Source organism: Agromyces sp. Y782, from assembly GCF_059445405.1.
Map to the genome: position 1 here is coordinate 676402 of NZ_JCAIUG010000002.1, position 10691 is coordinate 687092.

General features: G+C 66.6%; 8 protein-coding genes. 6 read left to right on the top strand and 2 right to left on the bottom strand.

Annotated features, from left to right (window positions below):
- The first annotated feature begins 54 nt into the window (after window positions 1-54).
- From polA to rpsA, 4 genes are all read left to right on the top strand, one after another.
- Complete coding sequence (gene polA / locus AC1C2S_RS17355) at window positions 55-2751, top strand: DNA polymerase I (protein ID WP_495353847.1); 2697 nt, start codon at window positions 55-57, stop codon at window positions 2749-2751.
- Between the two features lie 145 nt (window positions 2752-2896).
- A complete protein-coding gene (locus AC1C2S_RS17360) occupies window positions 2897-4570 on the top strand; it encodes a DUF885 domain-containing protein (RefSeq protein ID WP_495353848.1) in 1674 nt (557 codons plus the stop codon).
- 26 nt (window positions 4571-4596) lie between these two features.
- On the top strand, window positions 4597-5589 hold the full coding sequence (locus AC1C2S_RS17365) for an epimerase (protein WP_495353849.1): 993 nt from the start codon (window positions 4597-4599) through the stop codon (window positions 5587-5589).
- Window positions 5590-5742: 153 nt separating this feature from the next.
- A complete protein-coding gene (gene rpsA / locus AC1C2S_RS17370; RefSeq protein WP_495353850.1) occupies window positions 5743-7194 on the top strand; it encodes a 30S ribosomal protein S1 in 1452 nt (483 codons plus the stop codon).
- A 53-nt stretch (window positions 7195-7247) separates the two neighbouring features.
- Here rpsA and AC1C2S_RS17375 read toward each other — a convergent pair whose 3' ends face one another.
- Both AC1C2S_RS17375 and AC1C2S_RS17380 read right to left on the bottom strand, forming a co-directional pair.
- Window positions 7248-7559, bottom strand: coding sequence for a DUF4126 domain-containing protein (locus AC1C2S_RS17375; protein WP_495353851.1), 312 nt, complete (start codon window positions 7557-7559; stop codon window positions 7248-7250).
- Window positions 7556-7789, bottom strand: a complete 234-nt coding sequence (locus AC1C2S_RS17380) for a DUF4126 domain-containing protein (protein WP_495353852.1) — start codon at window positions 7787-7789, stop codon at window positions 7556-7558. Before AC1C2S_RS17380 ends, AC1C2S_RS17375 begins: the two co-directional genes overlap by 4 nt.
- A 117-nt stretch (window positions 7790-7906) precedes the next feature.
- On the opposite strand from AC1C2S_RS17380, the gene coaE reads away from it, so the two are divergent.
- Both coaE and uvrB read left to right on the top strand, forming a co-directional pair.
- Window positions 7907-8521, top strand: a complete 615-nt coding sequence (gene coaE / locus AC1C2S_RS17385; protein ID WP_495353853.1) for a dephospho-CoA kinase — start codon at window positions 7907-7909, stop codon at window positions 8519-8521.
- Window positions 8522-8584: 63 nt separating this feature from the next.
- Window positions 8585-10651 (top strand): excinuclease ABC subunit UvrB, encoded by a 2067-nt coding sequence (gene uvrB / locus AC1C2S_RS17390; protein ID WP_495353854.1) that lies wholly within the window; start codon window positions 8585-8587, stop codon window positions 10649-10651.
- The last annotated feature ends 40 nt before the right edge of the window (window positions 10652-10691 follow it).

A 10691-nucleotide genomic window follows, 5' to 3' on the forward strand; every position in this document is an offset into this window, starting at 1 on the left:
CGCCTTCGAGATGGGCCGTCGGGCAGTGTCGTCGGCCGCTTGTAGTCTTGGGGGGTGTCGGACGCAGAAAAGCCTACCCTCCTCGTCGTCGACGGCCATTCGTTGGCCTTCCGGGCCTTCTACGCCCTCCCCGTCGACAGCTTCACCACTCGCGATGGTCAGCACACGAATGCCATCCACGGCTTCCTGTCGATGCTGCTTCTGCTGCTGCAGAACGAGAAGCCGACGCACCTCGCGGTCGCGTTCGACATCTCACGCGCTTCCTTCCGCACGCGCGAGTACCCCGAGTACAAGGGCACGCGCGGTGAGACACCGGTGGAGTTCAAGGGGCAGGTGCCGCTCCTGCAAGATGCGCTGAAGGCGATGGGCATTCGCACCCTCGAGAAAGAGGACTTCGAAGCCGACGACATCCTCGCGACGCTCGCGGCGCGCGGCCGCGCCGAGGGCTACCGGGTGCTGCTGGTCTCCGGCGACCGCGACACCATCCAGCTCGTCAATGACGATGTCACGCTGCTCTACCCGAACACGCAGGGCGTCTCGCAGCTGAAGCGCTACGACACCGATGCGGTGATCGAGCGCTACGGCATCCGCCCCGAGCAGTACCCCGACATCGCGGCACTCGTCGGTGAGACGAGCGACAACCTCATCGGCATCACGAAGGTCGGCGAGAAGACCGCAGTCAAGTGGCTCGGCCTCTACGGCTCCCTCGACGGCATCCTCGAGCACGCCGACGAGATCAAGGGCGTCGTCGGGCAGAACCTCCGCGACGAGAAAGAGAACGCGATCCGCAATCGGCGGCTCAACCGGCTCGTCACCGATGTCGAGCTCGAGGTCGAGCTCGACGAGCTCGAGGCGAAGCCGATCGACATCGAGGCGGTACAGCCGCTGTTCGAGCGGCTGGAGTTCCGCACGCTGTTCGAACGCATGAAGAAGATCGCGGCGGGCAACGGCAATGGCAACGGCGCGGCCGCGACATCCGCTGCGCCTGCGACCCCGGCCGCAGACGCGCCCGCCGCCCCCGTAGCGCCCAACCCGCGCCGCCTCCTCGATGAGGAGCTCGCCGTCTGGATCGAGCGCGCCGTCGCCGCAGAGCCGGCAGGCCTCGGCCTCAGCGTCGAAGTGCTCGACGGCCTCGTGATCGGCGCGGGCATCGCGACCGCCGACGAGACCGTACAGCTGCCGTGGCAGGCGGGGCGATCCGACTACGCGCCGTTCGAGGCATGGCTCGCGAGCGACGCACCGAAGATCATGACCGATGCGAAGCCGCAGTTGAAGGCGCTCATGCGATCGGGGCTCGCATTCGACGGGCTCGTCGTCGATACCCTCGTCGCCGGATGGCTCGTGCGACCGATCCTCGCCGAGAAGACGCTCGCCGACCTCGTCGAGCGCTACCTCGGTGAGACCGTGCCGCAGGCGGATCCCGCTCAGCTCGTGCCCGAAGAAGGCAGCGACGCAGGCGCCCCCGAGTACGCCTGGTATTCGCTCCGGGTCGCCCCCGTCGTGCTCCGAGCCCTCCCCGAGAGCTCGCGGCAGCTGCTCGCCGACATCGAGATGCCGCTGGTGTCGGTGCTTGCGGCGATGGAGGTGCGCGGTGTGACCGTCGACCACGCCGAGCTCGCCGAGCTCTCCACCGAGCTCGGCACTCGCGCAGCGGGCCTTGCCGAGGCGGCGTTCGCGGAGATCGGCCGGGAGGTCAACCTCGGTTCACCGAAGCAACTGCAAGAGGTGCTCTTCGACCAGCTCGGCATGCCGAAGACCCGGGCGACGAAGACGGGTTACACGACCGACGCGAGTGCGCTGGCCGACCTGCAGGAGTCGAACCCGCACCCCTTCCTCGGCTACCTGCTCGAGCACCGTGACGCCACGAAGCTGCGGCAGATCGTCGAGTCCCTCGACAAGTCGATCGCAGATGACGGGCGCATCCACACGAGCTACGGGCAGATCGGCGCGGCGACCGGCCGCATGTCCTCGAACGACCCGAACCTGCAGAACATCCCGATCCGCACCGAAGACGGCCGGCGCATCCGCAAGGCGTTCCGTCACGGCCCCGAATACACCGAGCTCCTCACCGCCGACTACTCGCAGATCGAGATGCGCATCATGGCGCACCTCTCGGGCGACCCCGCCCTGATCGAAGCGTTCAATGCCGGCGAAGACCTCCACCGATTCGTCGGTGCGCGAGTGTTCTCGGTCGATCCTGCCGAGGTCACCCCGGTGATGCGCACGAAGGTGAAGGCGATGTCGTACGGGCTCGCCTACGGGCTGAGCGCATTCGGCCTCTCGAAGCAGCTCCGCATCGATCGTGCCGAGGCCACGCAGCTCATGAAGGAGTACTTCGAGCGGTTCGGCGCCGTACGCGACTACCTGCGCAGCGTCGTCGAGCAGGCGAAGATCGACGGATACACCGAGACGATCTTCGGCCGCCGGCGCCCGTTCCCCGACCTGAACAGCCCCAACCGGGTGCACCGTGAGAACGCGGAGCGCGCTGCGTTGAACTCGCCGATCCAGGGTTCGGCCGCCGACATCATCAAGATCGCGATGTCGAAGGTCGAGGCCGACATCGCCGCACAGGGGCTCGGCAGCCGCATGCTCCTGACTGTGCACGACGAGCTCATCTTCGAGGTCGCCGCGGGGGAGTCCGAGGTGCTCGAGGCCGTCGTCCGCGACCGCATGGCGCACGCCGCCGAGCTGCTCGTGCCGCTCGACGTGCAGATCGGCCGAGGCGCGAACTGGGAGGACGCTGCGCACTGATCGTGGCGCCGCGGTGGTGGGAGCGCCCACGACCGGATACTGCTCGTGCGCAGGGTGAAACTCGCACGCCGGGGAGTTCGCGTGCGAATTCTGCCGGGTCACCGGAAGCGAGCGCGATGTCGGCTCGCTGTCATAGGCTCGCAGCATGGCATCGAGTGAGCGCACCCCGACCGACGTCGATCGCATCGCAGAGGGGTGGGTCGACACACTCGTCGAGCTGGACCCGGGCGTCGGCACCTACATCGGGCGTACGACGCACGACGGCCGACTCGCCGACTTCTCTCCCGAAGGTCACGAGCGCTCGATCGCGGCCACGCGGGAGGCACTCGCCGCGCTCCGTGGGGCGAGCCCGGTCGACGACGTCGACCGGATCACCGTCGCCGATCTCGGCAGCGAACTCGAGCTCGCACTCGAGCGGCACGATGCAGGCCTCCACCTGCGCGACCTCAACGTCATCGCGAGCCCCGCACAAGAGATCCGCGAGGTGTTCGACCTCATGCCCACCGACGCTCCAGAGGACTGGGACCGCATCGCGACCCGCCTCGAAGCGGTTCCGCGTGCGATCGACGGCTACGTCGAAACGTTGCGCGAGGGCATCGCGCGAGGCATCGTGCCCGCGGCTCGTCAGGTGCGAGAGGTCGCCGCGCAGGCGCGTCGTATTGCGCAGCCCGATGGGTTCTTCGGCACTTTCGCCGCATCCGCGAAGGCCGGTGACGCAGAACTGCCGTCGTCGGTGACGAGCCAGCTCGGCAGCGGTGCTGCGGCCGCCACCGCCTCATACGCCCGGCTCGCCGAGTTCCTCGAGAACGAACTGCAGCCGGTCGCCGGCGAGCGCGACGCCGTGGGCCGCGATATCTACGCCCTGCAGTCGCGCCAGTTCCTCGGTGCGGTGATCGACCTCGACGAGACCTACGAATGGGGCATCGAAGAGCTCGCCCGCATGGTCGCCGAGCAGGAGTCGATCGCGAACGAGATCGTGCCCGGGGCATCCGTCGCCGAAGCGATCGCGTTCCTCGACAACGACCCGTCGCGCAAGCTGCACGGTACCGACGCCCTGCAGCGGTGGATGCAGGAGACGAGCGACCGCGCGGTCTCCGAGCTCGCCGGCACCCAATTCGACATTCCCGCCGAGATCCGCACGCTCGAGTGCATGATCGCGCCGACGCAAGAGGGTGGCATCTACTACACCGGGCCGAGCGACGACTTCGCGCGCGCGGGGCGCATGTGGTGGTCGGTACCCGAAGGCGTCACCGAGTTCGACACGTGGCGCGAACTCACGACGGTGTACCACGAGGGCGTACCCGGTCACCACCTGCAGATCGGCCAGGCGGTCGTGAATCGCGGCCAGCTGAACACCTGGCGCCGCCAACTCGCGGGCACGTCGGGCCATGCCGAAGGCTGGGCGCTCTACGCGGAGCGACTCATGCAGAGCCTCGGATACCTCGACGATCCGGCCGACCGTCTCGGCATGCTCGACGGCCAGCGCATGCGCGCGGCGCGCGTGGTGCTCGACATCGGCGTGCACCTCGGCAAGCAGCGCCCCGACGGCAATGGCGTGTGGACCGGCGACTACGCGTTCGAGTTCCTCGGGCAGAACGTCAACATGAACGACAGTTTCGTGCGCTTCGAAGTGAACCGCTACCTCGGCTGGCCGGGGCAGGCGCCGTCGTACAAGGTCGGGCAGCGCATCTGGGAGCAGTTGCGCGACGAGGTGGCGCGTCGAGAGGGTGCGTCGTTCGACATCCGCGAGTTCCACCGCAAGGCGCTCGGCCTGGGTGGTGTCGGCCTCGACACGCTCCGTTCGTCGCTGCTCGCCTGACTCCGCACGCACGTCGAGGAAGACGCATGACGCGCATCGTCATTGCTGGGGCGTCCGGCTTCATCGGCCGGCACCTGGTGTCGCACTTCCGTGCCGAGGGCGCCGAGGTCGCGACGATCGGCCGCGGTGCTGAAGCGGATGCGTCGTGGGGCGACCTTGCTGCGATCCAGCAAGTGGTCGACGGCGCCGACGTGCTCGTGAACCTCGCAGGCAGGAATGTGAATTGTCGGTACACGCCGGCGAACCGCGCCGAGATCTTCCGGTCGAGGCTCGAGACGACCGCGGTGCTGCACGACGCCGTGGCATCCGTTGCCGCGCCCCCTGCCGTGTGGTTCAACTCCTCGACGGCGACGATCTACCGGCATGCGGAAGACCGGCCGATGACCGAGTCGAACGGTGAGCTCGGCGCGGGGTTCTCCGTCGACGTGGCCCGGGCGTGGGAGCACGAGTTCTTCGAGGGCACGCTGCCCGCGACGCGTCGGGTGGCACTCCGCATCGCGATCGTGCTCGGTGACGGCAGCGCCATGCGGCCGCTCACGTGGCTTGCACGGATCGGGCTCGGCGGCGCGCAACTCGACGGCAGATGGCCGTCGACGAAGGCACGCCTGGCCGCGGGCACGCAGCATGTGTTCCGCGTGCGTGGTGGGCGTCAGCGCTTCAGCTGGGTGCACATCGATGACATCGCCGGCGTGATCGACTTTCTGCGTGATCGAGCCGATATCGACGGGATCGTGAACGTGAGTTCGCCGAACCCGAGCGACAATCGCACGCTCATGCGAACGATCCGCCGGATCCTCGGTGTACCGATCGGCGTTCCCGCGTGGCGATGGATGCTCGAGCTCGGATCGGCGGTCATCCGCACCGAGACCGAGCTCGTGCTGAAGAGCAGGTGGGTCGTACCCGAGCGGCTGCTCGATGCCGGGTACGCGTTCGAATATCCAGACCTCGAGCCGGCGTTGCTGAGCATCCTTCGGCCCGCTCCACTCACCGAAGAATCGGGCGAGCGACGTCTCGTGTGACGCCAGAACCCCCTCGTTTGCCCATGGGGGAGTGATTCCGTTAGGATTGAGTGTCACTCGTGTGACATCCCTGTCCGCATGCCCATCGCGGAACCAACATAACGCTCTCCCGCGCGATGGGCTCGATTTTGTCCTTTACGGAGCATTCACTACATGACAACCGCAACGACCAAGGCACCCAAGCAGGTCGCGATCAACGACATCGGATCTGCTGACGATTTCCTCGCCGCGGTCGAGAAGACTTTGAAGTTCTTCAACGACGGCGACCTCATCGAGGGCACCGTCGTGAAGATCGACCGCGACGAGGTACTCCTCGACGTCGGCTACAAGACCGAGGGTGTCATCCCCTCGCGTGAGCTTTCCATCAAGCACGATGTCGACCCCAGCGAGGTCGTCGGCGTCGGCGACACCGTCGAGGCGCTCGTTCTTCAGAAGGAAGACAAAGAAGGCCGCCTCATCCTGTCGAAGAAGCGTGCGCAGTACGAGCGCGCATGGGGCGACGTGGAGAAGATCAAGGAAGCCGATGGCGTCGTGACCGGTTCGGTCATCGAGGTCGTCAAGGGCGGCCTGATCGTCGACATCGGCCTTCGCGGCTTCCTTCCGGCCTCGCTCATCGAACTCCGCCGTGTGCGCGACCTCACGCCGTACCTCGGCCAGGAGATCGAGGCGAAGATCCTCGAGCTCGACAAGAACCGCAACAACGTGGTGCTCTCGCGCCGCGCGCTGCTCGAGCAGACGCAGTCCGAGTCGCGTTCGACGTTCCTCGCGAACCTCCACCCGGGCCAGATCCGCAAGGGTGTCATCTCGTCGATCGTCAACTTCGGTGCGTTCGTCGACCTGGGCGGCGTCGACGGTCTCGTCCACGTCTCCGAGCTCTCGTGGAAGCACATCGAGCACGCCAGCGAGGTCGTCGAGGTCGGCCAGGAGGTCACCGTCGAGGTGCTCTCCGTCGAACTCGACCGTGAGCGCGTCTCGCTGTCGCTCAAGGCGACGCAGGAGGACCCGTGGCAGGTCTTCGCCCGTACCCACGCGATCGGTCAGGTCGCGCCGGGTAAGGTCACGAAGCTCGTTCCGTTCGGTGCGTTCGTTCGCGTCGCCGATGGCATCGAGGGCCTCGTCCACATCTCCGAGCTGTCGGGCAAGCACGTCGAGCTCGCCGAGCAGGTCGTGTCGGTCGGCGAAGAGGTCTTCGTCAAGGTCATCGACATCGACCTCGAGCGTCGCCGCATCTCGCTCTCGCTGAAGCAGGCGAACGAGGGCGTCGACCCCGAGAGCACCGAGTTCGACCCGGCGCTCTACGGTATGCTCACCGAGTACGACGAGGCGGGCAACTACAAGTACCCCGAGGGCTTCGACCCCGAGACCAACGAGTGGCGCGAGGGCTTCGACACCCAGCGCGAGAAGTGGGAGCAGGACTACGCTGCCGCCCAGGCTCGTTGGGAGGCGCACAAGAAGCAGGTCGCGCAGGCGAGCATTGCTGCTGCCGCCGACGACTCGTTCACCTCGAGTGCTCCGTCGTTCACGGGCGACTCCGCCGGCGCGGGTACCCTCGCCGACGATGCGTCGCTCGCGGCGCTGCGCGAGAAGCTCTCGAGCAACAACTAGTCGCTGACCGCGATACGGAAGGCCGGCTCCCTCGGGAGCCGGCCTTCCGGCGTTCATGGCGCGGTCGACGGATGCTGCCTGCGTCGCGCTCGACGCCGGCGCACCACCACGATGACGAGCACGACGATCACCACGATGCCGACCACGACGAGCAGCGGTGCGAGGATCGCGGCGAACGCGAACGCGAGCGCGAACGAGCCGGCATCCTCGGCGGTGCTCGCCACTGGGGCGCCGACGCCCGCCGTCGCGACGTTGACCACAGGGCGAGTCATCGCCTTGGCGAGATGCACGAGTAACGCGAGCACGACGCCCACCGCGATCGGCACCCATTGCTGCGAGGTGAAGAACGCTTCGGGGTCGGTCACTGCTGCGGTCTGGCACTCACGCCGGAGCCGAACGCGAGACCGCCGGCCGTCGGCCGTACCACGGTCTGCACGATGTCGTTCATCGAGTCGAGGCCGGGAATCTTCTCGGTGATGAACTCGACGATGAGCAACACCACGAGGATGAGGAGCACCCATTCATTCGAGAGCCATGACCACTGCGGCGGAAGCTCGATGAGACCGGTGAAACGGTCGAGAGCGCCGATCACCACGAGGGGGATTCAAGCGTTCAATCCGGCAGCGAGGGCGAGCCCGGTTCCCGTCAACAACTCCAGCATGCCCGCCTCCGTGTGCCGTCGCGTCGAGTGTCGCACGGTTAGAGTGGTGGCGTGTATCTGATCGGTCTCACGGGCGGTATCGCCTCAGGAAAGTCCACCGTCGCACGTCGGCTCTACGAGCATGGCGCCGTGCACATCGATGCCGACCAGCTCGCACGGCGAGTGGTGGAGCCCGGAACGCCCGCACTCGAGGCGATCGTCGCCGAGTTCGGCGACGACGTGCTGCGCCGCGACGGGTCTCTCGATCGGTCGAAACTCGGTGAGCGCGTGTTCGGCGACTCGGAGGCGCTCGCGAAGCTCAACGCGATCGTGCATCCCGCCGTACGCGAACTCTCGGCCAGGCTCTTCGCGAAGGCCGAACAGGAGAACCCCGATGCCGTCGTCGTCTACGACGTTCCACTCCTCGTCGAGGCATCCGTCGATCACCCCTTCGATCTCATCGTCGTGACCAACGCGCCGCGGCGCATCCAGGTGGAACGGCTCGTGCAGGATCGCGGGTTCGACCCGATCCAGGCCGAGGCGCGCGTCGACGCCCAGGTCGACAACACCGCGCGCCTCGCAATCGCCGACGTCGTGATCGACACCGATGGGTCGCTCGCGCACACGATGAGCCAGACCGACGCACTCTGGCGGCGCATCGTCGAGGAGCGCGCCTCCAAGGGGTAGCGTGCTGCCAGTCCGAGAACGCTCCCAGGTGCGGTGTCGGCGGGCGATCCTAGACTGGAGAGCATGCAGGCCACACGATCCGTTCGACCATTCGAGGTCATCAGCGAGTATGTTCCGAGCGGCGACCAGCCGGCGGCGATCGCCGAACTCGCAGGCCGCATCAACGCGGGCGAGACCGACGTCGTGCTGCTGGGTGCGACCGGCACGGGCAAGTCGGCGACCACCGCCTGGCTCATCGAACAGGTGCAGCGGCCCACGCTCGTGCTCGCACACAACAAGACGTTGGCCGCGCAACTGGCCAACGAGTTCCGCGAACTCATGCCCAACAACGCGGTCGAGTACTTCGTCTCGTACTACGACTACTACCAGCCCGAGGCGTACGTGCCGCAGACCGACACCTTCATCGAGAAGGACTCGTCGGTCAACGCCGAAGTCGAACGGCTCCGGCACTCCACCACGAACTCACTGCTGAGCCGGCGCGACGTCGTGGTCGTCTCCTCTGTTTCGTGCATCTACGGCCTTGGCACGCCCGAGGAGTACCTCGGTGCCATGATGCCGCTACAGGTCGGCCAGCGGGTCGATCGCGACTGGCTCATCCGCAAGTTCGTCTCGATGCAGTACCAGCGCAACGATGTCGACTTCTCTCGCGGCAACTTCCGAGTGCGGGGCGACACGATCGAGATCATCCCGATCTACGAAGAGCTGGCGATCCGCATCGAGATGTTCGGTGATGAGATCGAGGCGCTGTACAGCCTGCATCCGCTGACCGGGCAGGTGGTTGCCAAACTCGACTCGGTGCCGGTCTTCCCGGGGTCGCACTACGTGGCGAGCACCGAGGTGATGCAGCGGGCGATCGGCACCATCCGCATCGAGCTCGAAGAGCGACTCGCTGAGCTCGAGCGCGAAGGCAAACTGCTCGAGGCGCAGCGGCTGCGCATGCGCACGACGTTCGATCTCGAGATGATGGAGCAGATCGGCTTCTGCTCGGGTATCGAGAACTACTCGAGGCACATCGACGGCCGACAAGCGGGGGAGGCTCCGCATTGCCTCCTCGATTACTTCGCCGACGACTTCCTCGTGGTGATCGACGAGTCGCACGTCACGGTTCCCCAGATCGGTGCGATGTACGAGGGAGACTCCTCCCGCAAGCGCACCCTCGTCGAGCACGGATTCCGCCTGCCGAGCGCGCTCGACAACCGCCCGCTGAAGTGGGATGAGTTCAAGGCGCGGGTTGGCCAGGCCGTGTACCTCTCGGCCACCCCCGGCCGCTACGAGATGGGCATCGCCGACGGCGTGGTGGAGCAGATCATCCGTCCGACAGGACTCGTCGACCCACAGATCATCGTGAAGCCGTCGAAGGGCCAGATCGACGATCTGCTCGACGAGATCCGCACTCGCGCCGAGCGAAACGAACGCGTCCTCGTCACGACCCTCACCAAGAAGATGGCCGAAGAGCTCACCGACTTCCTCTCCGAGGCGGGGGTGCGGGTGCGCTATCTCCACTCAGATGTCGACACGCTGCGCCGCGTCGAGTTGCTGACCGAACTCCGGGCGGGCGTGTACGACGTCCTGGTCGGCATCAACCTCCTCCGTGAAGGGCTCGACCTGCCCGAGGTGTCCCTCGTCGCGATCCTCGACGCTGACAAAGAGGGGTTCCTGCGGTCGTCGACGTCACTCATCCAGACGATCGGTCGCGCCGCACGAAACGTCTCGGGCGAGGTGCACATGTATGCCGATGTGCTCACCGATTCGATGAAGTCGGCGATCGACGAGACGACGAGACGACGAGATCGTCAGCTCGAGTACAACCGCGTCAACGGCATCGACCCGCAACCGCTTCGCAAACGCATCGCCGACATCACCCAAGTGCTCGCGCGCGAAGGGGCCGACACCGCGGCCCTCCTCGCCGGTCGCGATGCGAAGAAGAAGGCGCCGGTGCCGAACCTCCGGCGCGAGGGCATCGCTGCGGCCGGCGCCAACGACCTCGAAGACCTCATCCGCGATCTCAACGAGCAGATGCTCGTCGCGGCCGGCGAGTTGAAATTCGAACTCGCCGCGCGCTTGCGTGACGAGGTCTCCGATCTCAAGCGTGAACTCCGCCAGATGGAGAAGGCCGGCCACCTCGGCTGACGAGACGCTGACATCCGTCCGAATCGCATCGTTCGATCCG

Excerpts from the sequence above, each read along its gene's own strand:
- AC1C2S_RS17360 (WP_495353848.1), top strand. The coding sequence starts at position 2,897 with ATGGCATCGAGTGAGCGCACCCCGACCGACGTCGATCGCATCGCAGAG.
- AC1C2S_RS17365 (WP_495353849.1), top strand. The coding sequence starts at position 4,597 with ATGACGCGCATCGTCATTGCTGGGGCGTCCGGCTTCATCGGCCGGCAC.
- rpsA (WP_495353850.1), top strand. The coding sequence starts at position 5,743 with ATGACAACCGCAACGACCAAGGCACCCAAGCAGGTCGCGATCAACGAC.
- uvrB (WP_495353854.1), top strand. The coding sequence starts at position 8,585 with ATGCAGGCCACACGATCCGTTCGACCATTCGAGGTCATCAGCGAGTAT.